Genomic DNA, 16,603 nt, shown 5'->3' on the forward strand with positions numbered 1-16,603 from the left:
TCGGGTTCTTTAGCATACGCATTTTTGAAAATTGCTTTCAAAAACACGTTTACATCGATAATTTTAACTCAAGCACCCCAAATTGAGCCTCAATCGCCCGGTTTATTCCGAGATCCTATTTTTAGTGTATTATTTCAAGTTCGCCAAGCCTTGCTTCAAACGTTTCACATCGCCTGGAGCCATAACCGGTTGCGTGCAGAGCACGCGTTTTTGACGGTTCGATTTACCGGACAACAGGTGGTTTCTGTACGCTTTATGTCTTTTCACTTTACCCGTACCTGTAATTTTAAAGCGGCCTTTCAGGCTGCTGTGCGTTTTCATTTTAGGCATTGTATTTCCTCCTCGAATAGTAAGTTCGCCAACATCAATATTATGACGTTTTAGGCGCCAAAATCATAATCATGCTGCGTCCCTCAAGCTTCGGCACCCGCTCGACCGTGCAAAGCTCCTGCGTTTCCTGGAGCACGCGGTCCAATACTTTTTTGCCGATGTCGGCATGAGTGATTTCCCGGCCGCGGAAGCGAACCGAACATTTCACTTTATCGCCGTCTTTCAGAAACTTAACCACATTGCGAAGCTTTGTTTGGAAATCATGCTCCTCGATATTGGCTCGAAACCATACTTCTTTAATATCGACGACTTTTTGATTTTTACGAGCTTCTTTTTCTTTCTTTTGCTGTTCGTAGCGGAACTTCCCGTAATCCATGATCCGGCAAACCGGAGGCTTTGCCGCAGGCGCCACGTTCACCAAATCCAAATTCAAGTCATAAGCCATTTGCAACGCTTCGCGGAAGGGCTTAATTCCGATTTGTTCGCCATCCGCTCCGACAAGCCGCACTTCCTTCGCCCGTATCTCCTCGTTAATCAAATGATCCTTGCTGATAACCCGCCACCTCCATTAAATTTCCCACTATACTCAATAAAAAAAGATGTGAGCCCGCGAAGAACCCACATCCCTATTGCCATCACATAATGAAACAATTCCCATTACATATCATGGATTTCGGACCAGCCAACGCGAGTCGGTCAGGTGAGAAGCGGGTGCTTCTGCTTCATAGAAATAAAGTACTGAATTAATATATCATGCTCACCATATGATGTCAAGCCCTGCCGCAAAGCGCCATACGCTTAAGCGGCGCTGCGCGAACGGTTCGGGAAGATTAGGAAGCCTGTTTGCTTTGCACTTCTTCCAGGCGAACGACGCGCGTATGCTGGGTATGGCTCCACGTTTTGTTGTTTTGGGTGAAAAACGCGTAAAACGTAATCGGCCACCATGACAACAAATAGATCGGGAATGTAAGGAGCGATAGATACGTTTTCCAGGACTTCACCTTTTCCAGCACCAAAGCGAGGATAAAGGCGCCTGCCGATGCCGCGAACGCGGCGATCGCAACCCATCCCGGCATAAATTGATACATGTTCAGAAAGTTCGGCCCGTCGAAAAACGCCGCGTCCACCCACATGACCGCCGTGAACAGAAACGTGACGAGCACGTTATAAACGGTGATGGTGTACAAAGCGGTATCGAATTTGGCCAAGTTTCTTTCCTTGATGCTTTGCCAGAGCAGCGGGAAGAAATAACGACGCGCTACCGTGAAATGCCCCTGCATCCAACGCAAACGTTGACGCGCGGATGCGTTGAACGTAACCGGCTTCTCGTCGTACACTTTGGCATTGTAATTCAACACCGGATTGATTCCGCGCTGCACGCAGCGGACGGTAAATTCCAAATCCTCGACAAGGCTGGTTGCGCCCCAACCCATTTCTTTGAGCAATTTGGTTTCAAAGCACATGCCTGTGCCGCCAAGCGTATTCGCCATTTTCAAATTGGTCCGCGACAGCTGCCATAACCGCATGCAGTACCAGTACGTGACGCCGTACGCTTCCGTAATCCACGAATCATGCGGATTTTTGGTATCCAAGTATCCTTGGATGACGCGCGCTCCGGAACAGAGATCGTTGTTCATCTCATGGAGAAAATCCGGGCTCGCCAAGTTGTCGGCGTCGAACATCACGATCGCGTCGTACGAACGTGGATGCTTCCACAACTGCTTCAACATCCATTCGATCGCATACCCTTTCCCGCGCAAGTCGGGATTTCTGCGCTCGCACGCGTATACGCCGTGGCTTCTGGCGATTTCGGCCGTGTTGTCCGTACAGTTGTCGCAAATGACGAAAATATCGTACAGCTCTTTCGGGTAATTCATCTGCTTCAAGTTCTCGAGCAACGCTCCGATCACTTTCTCTTCGTTGTGCGCCGCCACAAGAACGGCAAACGATTTCGTCGGTTCGAATTGCCGCGTTTTTTTCTTGCGGATAATGCCGAACAACGAAAGCGTAAATTGGTAAATCCCAATCAAAGCTAGAATAATTTGTAATCCAAGCAAAATAGAATTGACCATGTTGATTTCTGCCCCCTTTTAACCCCTTTTCACGATTTGTTTTTCTCTCTCTAATTTTTTTATTTTTTCTTTCGCGCAAGGAGCGACATATTCGATTTTCTATCCTTTGCAAGCTTTTGTCAAAATCGCAATTTGACTCCATTTTGCGTAAAACGGATGGAAATACGCATTTTGTGCCGATCCGTCGCAAAACTCTTGAGTTACACCTCAATTACATCTTATTTTCATCCATTTCCTTATTTTTTATTTCTTAAGTCCCTCCTTTTCTAGGGCGCACGGCCCGACACGGTTTTTGAAGCTAAAAATGGCCAGAGCTATATATACTAACGAAATACTAACGAAAAAAGTTACAAAAAAGTTTCCAATTTTCCGTCCTATAAAATATTTATATTGAACATCGGAAAATTGTTAATTTTTTTCATTGCCTTTTCTGCGCAAACGGTAAGCTTCCAGCGCTTTGGATCCGATGACGACTTCGCAGCGGTATATGTTCATCCCTTTGCCTACAAACTTCGTCTCGTATTCCGTCATCACATGCTCCTCATTAATGCCGTCGCGATGCAGGTGAAGCGAAATATTCGTCATTTGCAGCCCCATATCCGCAAACGAATTGAGCGAAAATTCGAATAGCGTTTGGGAATCCGTTTTAAAATGAATTTCTCCCCATTCGTTCATCGCTTCGATATATTTTTCGACAAATCTTGCATGGGTCAATCTCCGGCGCGCATGGCGCGCCTTTGGCCACGGATCGCTGAAATTCAAATAAATCCGCTCGATCTCGCCGGGCGCAAAGATTTCTTCGATCGTCTCGATATTCGCCCGCGCCAGCGCAAGGTTGGACGGACGCTCTTCGCCTGTCTCGGCGGCCGCAGCCCGCGCCTTTTCGCTGGCTCGCCGCACGAGCTCGTCGTACATATCGATGCCGATAAAGTTCGTTTCCGGATATTTCGCGCTCATCAGGCTGATGAATTGCCCTTTTCCCATGCCAAGCTCCACATAGATGGGCCGGTCGTTTCCGAAAAACTCATTCCAGCGCCCTTTATATAAATGAGGTTCGAGAACGACCAAATCCCTCTGCCGCTCTAAACTTTCCCGAATTCCTTTTCTTCCCCTTAGTCGCATGTTGCTCCTCCCGAATAGATATCATCAGTTTCTAATCCACTATTGTGCCCGAAATGATGGCCCGTTGTAAAGCCTTAACACAAAAAGGAATCCATAACCGCGAAGCGCGAGTTCATGAATTCCTTCTTGTTATATTGGAATTGGGGTCCAACCGTATTGAACAATGCTTCAAAAAGTCAATCAATTGATACTTTTTGAACGGCCTCTAATAGACTTATATTAATGTAACATATTGGCGAACGCTGTTCAAGATCGCTCCCAAATTCCATGAAGTTCGCAATGCGCTCCGACTTTTTGGTACAATAACAATGAACGATATAGGAAATATGATGAGAAGGATGCGAATATGGAATTTATGACGGTGACCCCTCCCGCGCTTTGGGGGGACAAGCGATTTCATACGTGGAATTACGAAATGCGGCGGCAATTCGGCGAGAAAGTATTCAAGGTCATGCTGGATGCGGGATTCACTTGTCCGAACCGGGACGGCACGATTGCGATCGGCGGATGCACGTTTTGCAGCGCGCGCGGTTCCGGCGACTTCGCCGGCCGCCGCCGCGACGATTTGGCGACACAATTCAACAAAATCCGCGATTTGCAGCATAAAAAATGGCCGAACGCCAAATACATCGGTTATTTCCAGGCATATACCAATACGTACGCTCCCGTCGAAGAGCTGCGGGAATATTACGAAGTCATATTGGAACAACCGGGCGTCGTCGGCCTGTCGATCGCAACGAGACCGGATTGTTTGCCGGACGATGTCGTCGAATATTTGGCGGAATTAAACGAGCGAACGTATCTATGGGTTGAGATGGGGCTGCAGACGATTCACGAATCAACCTCGAAGCTCATTAACCGCGCCCATGATACGCAATGTTATCTCGACGCGGTCGAGAAGCTGCGGAGGCACAATATCCGGGTGTGCGCGCACATTATTTACGGCTTGCCGCAGGAGACGCATGAAATGATGCTCGATACGGGCAGAGCCGTCGCGCAGATGGACGTGCAAGGCATCAAAATCCATCTGCTCCACCTGATGCGCAAAACGCCGATGGTCAAACAATACGAAGCCGGCCTGCTGCGCTTTCTGGAACAGGACGAATATATTAAGCTTGTCGTCGACACGCTTGAATTTCTGCCGCCGGAGATGATCGTGCACCGGTTAACCGGAGACGCTCCCCGCGACCTGCTGATCGGGCCGACGTGGAGTTTGAAGAAGTGGGAAGTGCTTAACGGTATCGACAAGGAACTGCGCGAGCGCGACACATGGCAAGGGAAATATTGGAGGGCGCGTTAGATGGGCTTCTTATCGGTACTCAGTTTCGCGCATAAGCTGGTTAAAGAACGCGTCCGCAGCGGAGACGCGGTCGTCGACGCAACGGTCGGCACCGGCGTCGATACGCTGTTTCTGGCCCAAGCGGCGGGCGAAACCGGAACGGTGTACGGTTTCGACATCCAACCGCAGGCGCTTGCGCTTGCGGAGGAGCGGCTGCGCAAGGCGCTGGGCGAGCGCTGCCGGATCGCGGACGGCAGCGGGCCGGAAGGCGGCCGCGCCAATGTGCGGCTGTTGCTGCGCAGCCACGCCGAGCTGGCGGCGGCGCTGCCCGCGCCTTTGCACGGGCGGATCGCAGCCGTCATGTTCAATCTCGGCTACTTGCCCGCTGCCTTCGCCGATACGGGCGTCATTACGCTTGCGGAGACGACGCTGCCGGCGCTGGAAGGCGCGCTTGCCGTGCTTAAGCCGGGCGGCATTGCAACGATCGTGCTCTACCCGGGGCATGAGGGCGGCGGCGCGGAAGCGGACGCCGTCGAACGTTGGTGCGCCGCCTTGCCGGGCACGACCGCCCAAGCCGTCATCTACCGCATGTTGCAAAAATCGGATGCACCGTATATGATCGCTTTGGAGAAAAAATAGCTAATCAATCAAGGAGAAGAGAACAATGACGAAACCGTATCCCTTGCAATTTAAAGCGGAAATGAAAGAACGAATTTGGGGCGGACGCGCGCTGGAACAATTCGGCCTGGAATTGCCGGAGGGTTCAATCGGCGAAGGCTGGATGATCAGCGATCACCCGAACGGTCTGACGGAAGTTGTCAACGGGGAACTGGCCGGCTCCAATCTGGAGCAGCTCCGCGCCCGGTTCGGTGCGGCGTGGTTCGGAACGAAGAACGGCAACGAGCCCGATCGGCGCTTTCCGCTGCTGATCAAATTGCTCGATTGCAACGACGATTTATCCGTTCAAGTGCATCCGAACGATCATTACGGCAAATTGCCGCAAGGCGAACTCGGCAAAACCGAGATGTGGTATATTCTTGACGCCAAGCCTGGGGCGAAAATCATTTACGGGCTGAAGCCGGGCGTCGACCGGGCGCAGTTGGCCGAAGCGATCGAGCATGGCCGCGTGATGGATTGCTTGCAGGAAGTGCCTGTCGAAGCGGGAGACGCGTTCTATATTCCGGCGGGTACCGTTCATGCGCTATGCGCCGGCGTCGTCGTCGCCGAGATTCAACAAAATTCGGATACGACTTACCGTCTATACGATTACGACCGCCCGGGTCTGGACGGCAAGCTGCGCGAACTGCATATCGAAGACTCGCTGAACGTGATCGCTTACGAGGGTGCGGGCGCCGCTCGCATGAAAACCGATGCCGTCCAGCCGAACGAATGGCTGACGATTGCAACATCGCCTTACTTTATCGTGCAGAAAGGAATCGTTTCGTCCAATAAGCGGGAATTGAGCACGTCCCGGGACAGCTTCGTTATTTTGGTCGTTTGCGACGGGGAAGGCGAATTATCATGGTCCGACGGATCGCAGCCGATCAAGGCGGGACAATGCTTCCTGCTGCCGGCGAACTTGGGAACGTACGCGCTCGAAGGAAATTGCACGGTGCTGCGCACCTTCCTGCCTTAAGAGAAGCTTAAGTCGATAACGCAACGATTCGTTCGGGGATGAGCAACCGCCTCTTTTGAGGCCGGGAGTTGCGTCCCCTTTTTCATGCCATTTAAGTGCCGATCGGCGCAACGGTTGCGTGCGGCCTTTCGTCGTGTCCTCTTTCCGAGTCATAGATTCCTTGGCATCTCCTTGTTCCGCCTTTTGTCGATATTCCGTTCGCTCAGGTCGCAGGAAAACCAGACAAAGGTCATTTCATTCAGAAACCTGCAATTGAAAACAATTTCATCATACCGCAGCGGCTTTGACGACCCGTCGGGCAGGCTAACGAAACGCATACACGCTAACAGCCTGTAAATTACCTTTTTGCTGGTGTAACGAAACTACAGCACGCTAATGAGGGGAAAAAGGCGGTGAAACAGCCAATTTCCAATGAATAACGATACCTACTTTCGTTAAGATGGGAACACGTTCATTTTGAGCCCAATAAGGATTGTCAGTTTCGTCAGCGCCAAGCTAAGAAGCGTAGGTCTGCGCGGATCGCCTTCGATATAGGGAGGTGTCTCCTTCTATATGCGCGATGCGCAGTTAAGCCAGTTACATCAACGATGGCGAATTATGAAATTACTCTTTTTGCAGGATGGTATTTGCCGCGATGAGTCGCAGGCCAGTAACGCATTACCCTCCTGAATTCTCGAATCCGCAGCCTACTCGATGCAACGCTCGTGCCGACGAGTTCGTTCATTGGAAAATATCCAATCTCATTGGAAAAAATTATGCTAAAAACGGGCCGCCATTGGAAAAGATCCATATTTCCAAACCGGTTTGCGCATGTATGCCAGATTGCAGAGGTTTTGATTGGACAGATTCCAATGAAGACACGCATGACTGAGACAAACATGCGATTTATTGGATAAATTCCAATAACCGGACGGAAAAATAGAACATAGGGCCGGCGCCAAGCCGAACGATTGCAACAAAAAACCGCCATAGGTTCGCATTCCGTTACCCAGGCGGTCTATGGCATATAGCAAGCTAAGAGCTAACTTCCGCGGCAAGGGGCATCGTGTAGTAAACAGGGCGTCCCGCGCCGGCCACCGTCTGGTACAAGACGAGCAGCAGCGTCGCATGTTGTTCCCCGCCGCTTGGCCCCCCCTCGTCCGCATCGGACAAGGCCGCCTCCCGGCCTTCGATTCCGCTCAGCACCGCCGCAAGATCGAACGGCAGCACTTCGATGGCCGCATGTTTATGCAATTCCTTCTCCTGCAGGCCGAGCGCGGCAAATTCCGGCGAGATTCGGTCCGGATGATCGGCCGCCCGCTTCATATAATTCGCCCAATCGTCTTTATCCAGCGTGAATTCCCACCAAATTTTGCGCGGCTTGTATTTATGGTTCAGGAAATAATCGAACTTCATCAAGCCGAGCACGACATCCATCCGCTTCGTCTCGCGGGACTGAAGGAAAGCCAATAGCCGTGTGAACAGATCCTCCAACTGATGGCCGATTTTTTGCCATCCTCTCGCTTCCCAATAATCCCCGAACTCCTGGAAAAAGTCGAACGGCGAAGGAAACTCGTACTTCATTAAATAATGCAGCGTATGGTCCATCCGATGCGCGTTCCAATATTTCTCGAGCACATCCTCCACCCGTTTGATTCGCACGATATCGGAAAACGGCAGCACATTGTTGCCCAAAATTTCGTAAGGGGCATGGTCCATAAAAATATAATCGTGCTTGGCCGCGTCGATCCGCATGCCGGTGCCGCGCAGCATTTTCAAAAACCCGAGCTGCAGCTCTTCCGGCTGCAGGGCGAACACGTCGTTGAACGTTTTGCGGAACGTGCCGTAATCTTCGAGCGGCAATCCGGCGATCAAATCGAGATGCTGATCGATTTTGCCGCTTTCTTTAATTTTCGTGACGGTGCGCGACAGCTTGGCGAAATTTTGCTTGCGCTTGACGAGCTCGTTCGTCGGGTCGTTCGTCGATTGGACGCCGATCTCGAAGCGGAAAATGCCCGGCGGCGCATGTTCGGCCAAATAATCGAGCACCTCGGGACGCATAATGTCGGCCGTAATCTCAAATTGGAAGACGCAGCCGCCGTGATTCTCGATGAGAAATTGGAACATTTCCAGCGCATAATCGCGCTTAATGTTGAACGTGCGGTCCACAAATTTGATCAGCTTCGCGCCCTGCCCGATCAAATATAAAATATCGGCTTTCGTCCGCTCGATGTCAAAGTACCGCACCCCTACCTCAATGCTGGACAAGCAAAATTGGCAATTGAACGGGCAGCCGCGGCTCGTTTCGAAATAGACGATCCGTTTCGCGAGATCCGGCACATCTTCGGCTAAGCGATGCGGCGAAGGCAGCTCGCCGAGCTCCAGCTTCGGACGCGGCGGATTGATGCGCACCTCCGTTCCTTTCCGGTATGCTGCGCCGTAGACGAAGTGATATTTTTGCGTGCCTTGAATTTCTTGCAGCAAATGATGAAACGTCTCTTCCCCTTCGCCCATAACGATAAAATCGACCTGCGGGAGCCGGTTCATCCAATAATCGGTATCGTACGACACTTCAGGACCGCCAAGCACGATGATCGTCTCCGGCCGAATCTTTTTCATCATCTCGATGACCCGGATCGTCTCTTCGATGTTCCAAATGTAGCAGGAGAAACCGATCACATCGGCCTCCCTCTGAAACAAGTCCGACACGATATTCATAACCGGATCCTTGATCGTATACTCCGCCATTTCGATGTCGAATTCATGCTGGCTGTACGCTTTTAAATAGCGAATCGCGAGCGAGGTATGAATATATTTCGCGTTTAAAGTGGAAACAACAACTTTCATAATAACTTACGCCCTCTTTTTCTATGAGTAACAACCGTCTTCTTATAGCATAGCGCTTAACCGAACTCTCTTTCCTCGTTCAAATGTTGGAAAAATTCGAGAAACGGCTTGCCGTATTGCCGAAATTTGACTTCCCCGATCCCTTTGATGCGCAGCATCGCCTGCTCCGTCGCCGGCTTCAATTCGCTCATCTCGCGCAGCGTCGCGTCGTTGAAAATAATGTACGGCGGAACCTTCGCTTTGGCGGCCAAATCCCGGCGAATCACGCGGAGCTGCTCGAAAACCGTTTCGTCGACGGCAGCGAACGCTTCGGGCTGCTTCTGCACCTTCTGGAACACTTGCCGCTCGCCCCGCAGCACTTCCACCGCCGGCGCCTGAATTTTGACGACAGGATACTGACCTTCCGTCAGCTGCAAATACCCTTCGGCGATCAAAACGTTGATCAAGTCGCTAATTTCCTTCTCCGTCGATTTGCGCATCAAGCCGTACGTCGGCAAGCCGTCGAAACGGTACTGCAGCACCTTCTGGCTGCGCGAGCCTTTCAGGACCGAAGCGATCATCGTGACGCCGAACCGCTCCCGCATGCGATGGATGCATGAGAAGATTTGCTGCGCTTCCGTCGTAATATCGACAAGCTCGCGTTCGTCCGTACAGGAGCTGCATTTGCCGCATGGCTCGCTCTCCTGCATATCGCCGAAGTAATCGAGAATGGCGTCTTGCAAACATTTGGGCGTATAGCAGTAATCGACCATCGTTTGCAATTTGCGGTACTCGTTTTTTTTGCGCTCAGGGGATAGCCCTTCGTTTTGCTCGATCAGAAATTTTTGCGTCAATATATCTTGCGGGTTGAACAGCAGGATGCAGTCGCTCGGTTCCCCGTCGCGTCCGGCGCGGCCCGCTTCCTGCACGTAAGCTTCCATATTTTTAGGCATATTGTAGTGAATGACGTAGCGAACGTTCGATTTGTCGATTCCCATCCCGAAGGCGTTCGTCGCAATCATGACGCGAATATCGTCGTAGATGAAATCCTCCTGATTGCGGGCCCGCTCCTCGTCCGTCATGCCGGCGTGATATTTGCCGACGTTCAAGCCTTTGCGGCGCATCGCCGTGTACAACTCGTCCACTTCTTTGCGCGTCGCGGCATAAATAATGCCCGGCTTGGAGGCGTTTCGCTGCGTATATTCGAAGACGAAATCGCGCTTATTGGCCCCACGCAGCACGTTCATTGCCAAATTGTCCCTGCCGAAGCCGGTGACGAACAGTTCCGCATCCCGCAACGCGAGCAGTTTGACGATATCTTGCGTTACCTCGGGCGTTGCCGTCGCGGTAAACGCCGCTACCAGCGGCCGCTGCGGCAAGCTGTCCACGAACGGAGCAACCGCTAAATAGCTGGTGCGGAAATCATGTCCCCATTGGGAGACGCAATGCGCTTCGTCAACCGCTACGAAGGAGATGTGCAGCGACTGCATGCGCGTGCGGAACGACTCGGATTCGAGCCGTTCGGGGGCGACGTACAGCAATTTCAACCGCCCCTCTCTGGCCGCCCGCATCCGTTCCTGAAACTCGCCCGCGCTGAGCGTGCTGTTGATATAGGCGGCGGGAATGCCGATCGTATTCAGCGCATCCACCTGATCCTTCATCAACGATATGAGCGGCGATACGACAAGGGTTATGCCTTCGAAGAGCAAGGCGGGGATTTGGTAACAAATCGACTTCCCTCCTCCCGTCGGCATAATGCCAAGCGTTTCGCGCCCTTCGAGCAAGCTGGAAATGATTCGTTTTTGTCCCGAGCGAAATTCGGCATACCCGTAATATTTTTGCAAAGCTTGTTGTGCTGTTTCGATCGACATGCTATCTACTCCCATTTAAAAGTAAAGCTAGCCGCGATAAATGCGGCGATCAACCATAGCCCGAGCGTCAGCGACTCGACCCATAGATCGGCGAAACCCGCGCCCACATTCATTACCTGGCGCAGCGCCGTCGACAGATGCGAGATCGGCAAGGCCTTCACGATCGGCTGCAGAAACTCCGGCATACTGTTGATCGGAAAAAATACGCCGCCCAGGAACATCATCGGAAACGAAATGAATCCGGCAATCGGGCCGGCGCTTTCCGGCGTTTTGGCCAATCCGGCAATAATGAAACCGATAGCCATAAATGCAAGCGTACCGATAATGACGAAAAATAGCAAGAGCAGCCACGAGCCGTTCACCTGCGTTCCGAATATAAGCGCGCCGATTAACAGCACGATGACCGCCTGGGTCCCGTTCATGAGCAGCCGTGCCGTAATTTGCGCCGCGATAAACGACGAAGCGCTGAGCGGCGTGCTTTGCATGCGGCGAAGAACGCCGCGTTCGCGCCAGGAAGCGATCTGTCCGGCCACGCCGTTCAAGTTGTTGGACATAATCATCATGGCGACGATCCCTGGCACGAGAAAATCGATATATTGCAAATTGAGCGATTGAACGCCTTTCGGTTCGATTGTCACGACCGGTTCATAATGAACGATTTGTTTGCTGATCCCGTCCACTACTTGCGACATCGCGTTCAGCGCATTGCCCGCCTTGGCCGCTTGCGTCTGATCGTAATAAACGGTAACGCTCGCTTGTTCCGCTTGCGCATTCGCCTCGATCGCTTGTCCGGCGCCCGCTTCCGTTTGCGTCAATGACGCGAGCTTGGTTCCGTACCCTTCCGGAATGACGACAACCAATTGTTTATCGCCTTTGCGCAGCATACCCAGCGCTTCGTCTTCATTCGCCATCGTCTCCATATTCAGCACCTGTTGCTGCTGACCGAGCGCTTGAACGAACGCTTCCGAGGCCTGCGACTTGTCGCGGTCGATCAGAATGCCGTCCGCCACGGTGCCATTGTTGTTCCCTAGCAGCAATCCGAACATGACCATAAAAAAGACGGGAAAAAAGAACGTAAAAAACAGCACTTGCTTATTGCGAGCAAACAGTCGAAGCTGAGCGACCGTTAATTGCCAATATGAGCTCATTCTTCTCTCAAGCTCCTTCCCGTCATATGAATGAACACGTCCTCCAACGTAGCCGTCCGCGTTTGCAAATCGGCAAATGCGACGCGAAGCGCCTCCGTCTTCTGTACGAATTCCGTTAACGTGCTTTGCAAATGATCCGTATATAAGACGTACGAATCTTTCCGGCATTCCGCCAGCCGTACGCCGGATATCGTCTGGAATTGCTCGAGCGTCCGCCGTTTCCGTTCCTCATCCCATTGCTCTTGCTCGGGAATGCGGAATTCGACCGCGGATTCGGATTCGAGGCTGCGCACCAAATTGCGCGGCGTATCGAGCGCGATCACTTCCCCGCGGTCCATCAAGCAGATGCGGTCGCATAGTATATGAGCTTCGTCCATATAATGGGTGCTCAGCACGACCGTCTTTCCTTGCTCCTTCATCGCAAGAATAATGTCCCATAATGTGCGCCGCGCCTGCGGGTCAAGCCCCGTCGTCGGCTCGTCGAGGAAGACGACCTGCGGATCGTTCACGAGCGCGAGCGCGATGGCAAGACGCTGCTTCTGGCCGCCGGATAAATTTTTGACGCGGTCGTTTATTTTTTCGCTTAGAATCATGCTCTCGAGCAGCGGCTCGATCGGCACGGAATGATCGTAGAAGCTGGCGTACATCTTCGTAATCTCTTTGACCTTGAGCAGTTCAAACAGAGATGTGGATTGCAATTGGACGCCGATGACCTCTTTCACCTTTTTCAGATCCGTCCGGGTATCGTAACCGGCTACGACCGCCGATCCTTCGTCGGGCTGCCGCAGTCCTTCGATCATCTCCATCGTCGTCGTTTTTCCGGCGCCGTTCGGTCCGAGCAGGCCGAATACTTCCCCTTTCCTGACTTGGAAATGAACGCCGTTGACCGCGGTAAATGTCCCATATCGTTTGACGAGTCCGCGGACTTCAATGATATTGTCGCTTGAATCCTGGCCTTGCCGCCCGTTCGCGTTCTCTGCCTCCGTATCCGCCGCGCCGCCGCCCGCAGCTTCCGTTTCGTTCTGTTCGCGCATCCTATTCCCTCCTCCTGCTTGCGTCGATTGTTATCGAAGTATTCCGATAGCAGTTTTGTCATTTCTACATTATACCATGCGCTGGAAACGCTGCACACTCGAAGGCCGCATTCCGATCCGGACTGCGGAACCGTCCTCCCTGGCGCTCGAAATTGCGCGCCGCTTGCAACTCGTGATATAGTGAGTCCAACGCGAATTGAATCGAACGAAGTGGAGCGAATGAACGTGAATAAATACAAAGAAACAAATCCGGGAAAAAGAAAGTTCGAAGGGAGAAAAAAAGAGGCCGCAACCTCATCGGCGGAATATTTGCAGGTAGGACAGCGGATCGTGGTTACGATCAAAAGGATCGGAATCAACGGCGAAGGCGTCGGCTATTACCGGCGCAAAGCGGTGTTTATCGACGGCGCGCTGCCGGATGAAGTCGTCAAAGCAAAAGTGACGCGAATCGAACCGAATTTGATTTATGCCGAATTGACGGAAATTGAAAAGCGCTCGCCGATGCGGAAGAAGCCGGATTGCCCGGTATTCGACCGGTGCGGCGGCTGCCAATTGCAGCATATGAAATACGAAGGCCAACTGCAAGCGAAGGAAGAAATCGTGCGGGAAGCGTTCCGGCGGTATGCGGGGGCGGAAGACGTACGGATCAAGCCGATCCTGGGCATGGAGCAGCCCTGGGGTTATCGCAACAAGGCGCAAGTGCAATTGGGATTCGAGAAAGAACGGTTGATTACAGGCTTATACGAACCGGGAACCCATAAGCTTGTCGATATTTCCGGCTGCCCGATCCAGCACTCGAAGGTGAACGAGGCGGTCGATACGATCAGAGACATTTTAACGGCGCTCCGCATTCCTGTCTATAAGGAACGAGGCAATACGGGCTCCGTCCGCAATGTCGTCGTTCGCGCCGGCCTGCAATCGGGAGAGCTGCAAGTTACGTTCGTTACCGCAACGGACAAGCTGCCGCAGCGCGAAGCGCTCGTCGCGGCGATCCGGCGCGCGCTGCCTGAGGTGACGACGATCGCGCAGAACATCAACCCGAAGAATACCTCGCTGATTTTCGGCGAGCGAACGAGCATATTGTGGGGCAAAGAAACGATTGAAGAGTCGCTGGGCGACTTGCCGTTCGCCCTGTCGCCGCGCGCGTTCTTCCAGCTAAACCCGGAACAAACGGTGAAGCTGTATGAGACGGTGCGCGTCGCGGCGGCGCTAACAGGCCGAGAAACGGTGATCGACGCCTATTGCGGCACAGGTACGATCGGACTCTGGCTCGCTCCTTACGCCAAAGAGGTGCGCGGGATCGAGGCGATCCCGGAGGCCGTCGACGATGCGCGCCGCAATGCCGAGCGCAGCGGGCGCGCGAACGCCGCCTTCTACGCCGGCAAAGCCGAGGAATTGCTTCCCCGCTGGGTGAAGCAGGGCGTCTCCCCCGACGTCGTCGTCGTCGACCCGCCGCGTACGGGCTGCGATGCGCGCCTGCTGCGCACGCTCGTGCAGACGAAACCGAAACGGATCGTCTACGTTTCGTGCAATCCGTCCACGCTGGCCAAAGATTGCAAGGTGCTGCAGGACGGCGGTTTCCGCATCGAATGGGTTCAGCCGGTGGATATGTTCCCGCAAACGGCGCATGTGGAATGCTGTGCGTTGCTGAGGAGTGTTAAACAATGAATTTGGAAATGGTGATGCAAGAGCTTGAAGCTCTCGGCAAGGAACGACTCAAGAAGATGTATCTATCCAACGGCGCGCATGAACCGCTTTTTGGCGTGGCGACAGGCGAGATGAAGCCCATCTTCAAGAAAACAAAAATCAATCAGCCTCTGGCCGAGCAGCTATACGCGACAGGGAACTACGACGCGATGTACTTTGCCGGCATCATTGCGGACCCCAATGCGATGACGGAAGCGGATTACGACCGTTGGATGGATGCGGCTTATTTTTACATGCTGTCCGATTATGTGGTTGCCGTAACCCTAGCGGAAGCAGATATCGCACAAAAGGTTGCCGATAAATGGATCGCAAGCGGCGAAGAGTTGAGAATGTCGGCAGGCTGGAGCTGTTATTGCTGGCTGTTGGGGAACCGTCCGGACGGCGAACTCTCCGAAGACAAAATTGCCGGTATGCTTGATCTGGTGGAACGCACGATTCATGACGCTCCCGAACGAGCGAAATACGCGATGAACAATTTTATGTACACGGTGGCTGTATCTTATTTGCCGCTCCATAATAAGGCCGTCGAGACCGCTAAGGCAGTAGGCCCGGTAGAAGTCAGGGACAAGACCAAAAGCAAGCTCATACACGCTTTCGCAAATATTCAAAAGGCTGTAGATAAAGGGCAGCTTGGTTTCAAACGCAAACATGTAAGGTGTTAACTCTAATGTGCCGCACGGCATGCGGTGCATGTGGTTGCAGATAGGCAAACGATTGATAAAGGCGAATAGATAATGTCAAGGGGCGTATTTAAGCCTGTCTATCCTACCCTGAATCGCAATTGAAAGGAGAAACGAACATGACAAAGAGAAATGAAATCAGCAATAAAATGGAGTTATCGCCGGAACAACGTGAAGGACTTCTCCAAACATTGAAAGCCCGTTTTGAGGAAAATACGAACCGCCATAAAGGGCTCGAATGGGCTAACGTACAAGCAAAGCTCGAAACAAATGCTGAAAAACTGTGGTCGCTCCATGAAATGGAAAGAACCGGCGGCGAGCCGGATGTTGTTGGATATGACGATAAAACGGGCGAATACCTTTTTTATGATTGTTCGGCGGAAAGTCCAAAAGGCCGCAGAAGCGTTTGTTACGACCGTGAAGCGCTGGAGTCAAGGAAAGAACATAAACCGGCAAATAGCGCGATTGGTATGGCTGCTGCCATGGGCATTGAGCTTTTAACGGAAGAACAATATCGGGAACTGCAGAAACTTGGGAATTTCGATAAGAAAACATCAAGCTGGTTGAAAACACCTTCTGAGATTAGAAAACTCGGCGGCGCCATATTTGCCGATTTCCGCTACGGAAATGTCTTCGTCTATCATAATGGTGCGGAATCTTACTACGCCGCCAGAGGGTTCCGTGGCTCGCTAAAGGTCTAACACATGTGCGCAATTGGGTCATTGGTGGAAATAGTAAAGTACATTCTATGAAGAAATTGAATGTATAGGAATGCTGTTCATTCCGAAAAGACATTTCATATAGGATCTCGGAATAAACCGGGCGATTGAGGCTCAATTTGGGGTGCTTGAGTTAAAATTATCGATGTAAACGTGTTTTTGAAAGCAATTTTCAAAAATGCGTATGCTAAAGAACCCGA

Annotated in this window: 14 protein-coding genes; 6 read left to right on the forward strand and 8 right to left on the reverse strand. The window is 52.2% G+C overall.

All coding sequences use genetic code 11. The features are described 5' to 3' along the window. Window positions 1–129: 129 nt before the first annotated feature. From rpmI to trmB, 4 genes are all read right to left on the reverse strand, one after another. Window positions 130–330 (reverse strand): 50S ribosomal protein L35, encoded by a 201-nt coding sequence (gene rpmI / locus KQI79_RS26100; protein ID WP_216541275.1) that lies wholly within the window; start codon window positions 328–330, stop codon window positions 130–132. Between the two features lie 40 nt (window positions 331–370). Further along, complete coding sequence (gene infC, locus KQI79_RS26105) at window positions 371–868, reverse strand: translation initiation factor IF-3 (protein WP_216541276.1); 498 nt, start codon at window positions 866–868, stop codon at window positions 371–373. Between the two features lie 292 nt (window positions 869–1,160). Beyond that, the gene (locus KQI79_RS26110; RefSeq protein WP_216541277.1) at window positions 1,161–2,402 is read right to left on the reverse strand and encodes a glycosyltransferase family 2 protein; all 1,242 of its coding nucleotides are present in this window, start codon (window positions 2,400–2,402) and stop codon (window positions 1,161–1,163) included. Window positions 2,403–2,810: 408 nt separating this feature from the next. Beyond that, window positions 2,811–3,524 (reverse strand): tRNA (guanosine(46)-N7)-methyltransferase TrmB, encoded by a 714-nt coding sequence (gene trmB, locus KQI79_RS26115; RefSeq protein ID WP_216541278.1) that lies wholly within the window; start codon window positions 3,522–3,524, stop codon window positions 2,811–2,813. Window positions 3,525–3,870: 346 nt separating this feature from the next. Here trmB and mnmL point away from each other — a divergent pair, with 346 nt between their 5' ends. The 3 genes from mnmL to KQI79_RS26130 are packed head-to-tail and all read left to right on the forward strand — an operon-like array spanning window position 3,871 to window position 6,439. Further along, window positions 3,871–4,824, forward strand: coding sequence for a tRNA modification radical SAM protein MnmL/YtqA (gene mnmL / locus KQI79_RS26120; protein WP_216541279.1), 954 nt, complete (start codon window positions 3,871–3,873; stop codon window positions 4,822–4,824). Then, on the forward strand, window positions 4,825–5,442 hold the full coding sequence (mnmM, locus tag KQI79_RS26125) for a tRNA 5-(aminomethyl)-2-thiouridylate-methyltransferase MnmM (protein ID WP_216541280.1): 618 nt from the start codon (window positions 4,825–4,827) through the stop codon (window positions 5,440–5,442). Window positions 5,443–5,467: 25 nt separating this feature from the next. After that, window positions 5,468–6,439, forward strand: coding sequence for a type I phosphomannose isomerase catalytic subunit (locus tag KQI79_RS26130; RefSeq protein WP_216541281.1), 972 nt, complete (start codon window positions 5,468–5,470; stop codon window positions 6,437–6,439). Between the two features lie 1,014 nt (window positions 6,440–7,453). Here the strand turns inward: KQI79_RS26130 and KQI79_RS26135 are convergent. The 4 genes from KQI79_RS26135 to KQI79_RS26150 are packed head-to-tail and all read right to left on the reverse strand — an operon-like array spanning window position 7,454 to window position 13,297. Next, window positions 7,454–9,265 carry a B12-binding domain-containing radical SAM protein gene (locus KQI79_RS26135; protein WP_216541282.1) on the reverse strand — a complete coding sequence of 604 codons (1,812 nt, stop codon included), beginning with the start codon at window positions 9,263–9,265 and terminating at the stop codon, window positions 7,454–7,456. A gap of 56 nt (window positions 9,266–9,321) precedes the next feature. Next, window positions 9,322–11,115 (reverse strand): DNA helicase RecQ, encoded by a 1,794-nt coding sequence (recQ, locus tag KQI79_RS26140; RefSeq protein ID WP_483311415.1) that lies wholly within the window; start codon window positions 11,113–11,115, stop codon window positions 9,322–9,324. 5 nt (window positions 11,116–11,120) lie between these two features. Further along, complete coding sequence (locus tag KQI79_RS26145; protein WP_216541284.1) at window positions 11,121–12,263, reverse strand: ABC transporter permease; 1,143 nt, start codon at window positions 12,261–12,263, stop codon at window positions 11,121–11,123. Further along, entirely contained in the window at window positions 12,260–13,297 is a 1,038-nt protein-coding gene (locus KQI79_RS26150; RefSeq protein ID WP_216541285.1) for an ABC transporter ATP-binding protein, read from the reverse strand. The genes KQI79_RS26145 and KQI79_RS26150 overlap by 4 nt, the downstream gene beginning before the upstream one ends. Window positions 13,298–13,516: 219 nt before the next feature. Between KQI79_RS26150 and rlmD the strand changes: the two genes are divergently transcribed. From rlmD to KQI79_RS26165, 3 genes are all read left to right on the forward strand, one after another. Then, complete coding sequence (gene rlmD, locus KQI79_RS26155; protein ID WP_216541286.1) at window positions 13,517–14,965, forward strand: 23S rRNA (uracil(1939)-C(5))-methyltransferase RlmD; 1,449 nt, start codon at window positions 13,517–13,519, stop codon at window positions 14,963–14,965. Continuing rightward, window positions 14,962–15,666: a DNA alkylation repair protein gene (locus tag KQI79_RS26160; RefSeq protein WP_216541287.1), complete on the forward strand. Its 705-nt coding sequence runs from the start codon at window positions 14,962–14,964 to the stop codon at window positions 15,664–15,666. The genes rlmD and KQI79_RS26160 overlap by 4 nt, the downstream gene beginning before the upstream one ends. 137 nt (window positions 15,667–15,803) lie before the next feature. Continuing rightward, window positions 15,804–16,385, forward strand: a complete 582-nt coding sequence (locus KQI79_RS26165; RefSeq protein ID WP_216541288.1) for a DUF4256 domain-containing protein — start codon at window positions 15,804–15,806, stop codon at window positions 16,383–16,385. The last annotated feature ends 218 nt before the right edge of the window (window positions 16,386–16,603 follow it).

Origin of the sequence: Paenibacillus sp. MSJ-34 (assembly GCF_018918005.1) — a bacterium.
GTDB lineage: Bacteria > Bacillota > Bacilli > Paenibacillales > Paenibacillaceae > MSJ-34.

Coding starts and splice junctions, on each gene's coding strand:
- KQI79_RS26145 (WP_216541284.1), bottom strand. CDS start 12,263: ATGAGCTCATATTGGCAATTAACGGTCGCTCAGCTTCGACTGTTTGCT.
- KQI79_RS26160 (WP_216541287.1), top strand. CDS start 14,962: ATGAATTTGGAAATGGTGATGCAAGAGCTTGAAGCTCTCGGCAAGGAA.
- KQI79_RS26150 (WP_216541285.1), bottom strand. CDS start 13,297: ATGCGCGAACAGAACGAAACGGAAGCTGCGGGCGGCGGCGCGGCGGAT.
- mnmL (WP_216541279.1), top strand. CDS start 3,871: ATGGAATTTATGACGGTGACCCCTCCCGCGCTTTGGGGGGACAAGCGA.
- mnmM (WP_216541280.1), top strand. CDS start 4,825: ATGGGCTTCTTATCGGTACTCAGTTTCGCGCATAAGCTGGTTAAAGAA.
- rlmD (WP_216541286.1), top strand. CDS start 13,517: ATGAACGTGAATAAATACAAAGAAACAAATCCGGGAAAAAGAAAGTTC.
- KQI79_RS26135 (WP_216541282.1), bottom strand. CDS start 9,265: ATGAAAGTTGTTGTTTCCACTTTAAACGCGAAATATATTCATACCTCG.
- rpmI (WP_216541275.1), bottom strand. CDS start 330: ATGCCTAAAATGAAAACGCACAGCAGCCTGAAAGGCCGCTTTAAAATT.
- trmB (WP_216541278.1), bottom strand. CDS start 3,524: ATGCGACTAAGGGGAAGAAAAGGAATTCGGGAAAGTTTAGAGCGGCAG.
- KQI79_RS26110 (WP_216541277.1), bottom strand. CDS start 2,402: ATGGTCAATTCTATTTTGCTTGGATTACAAATTATTCTAGCTTTGATT.
- recQ (WP_483311415.1), bottom strand. CDS start 11,115: ATGTCGATCGAAACAGCACAACAAGCTTTGCAAAAATATTACGGGTAT.
- KQI79_RS26130 (WP_216541281.1), top strand. CDS start 5,468: ATGACGAAACCGTATCCCTTGCAATTTAAAGCGGAAATGAAAGAACGA.
- KQI79_RS26165 (WP_216541288.1), top strand. CDS start 15,804: ATGACAAAGAGAAATGAAATCAGCAATAAAATGGAGTTATCGCCGGAA.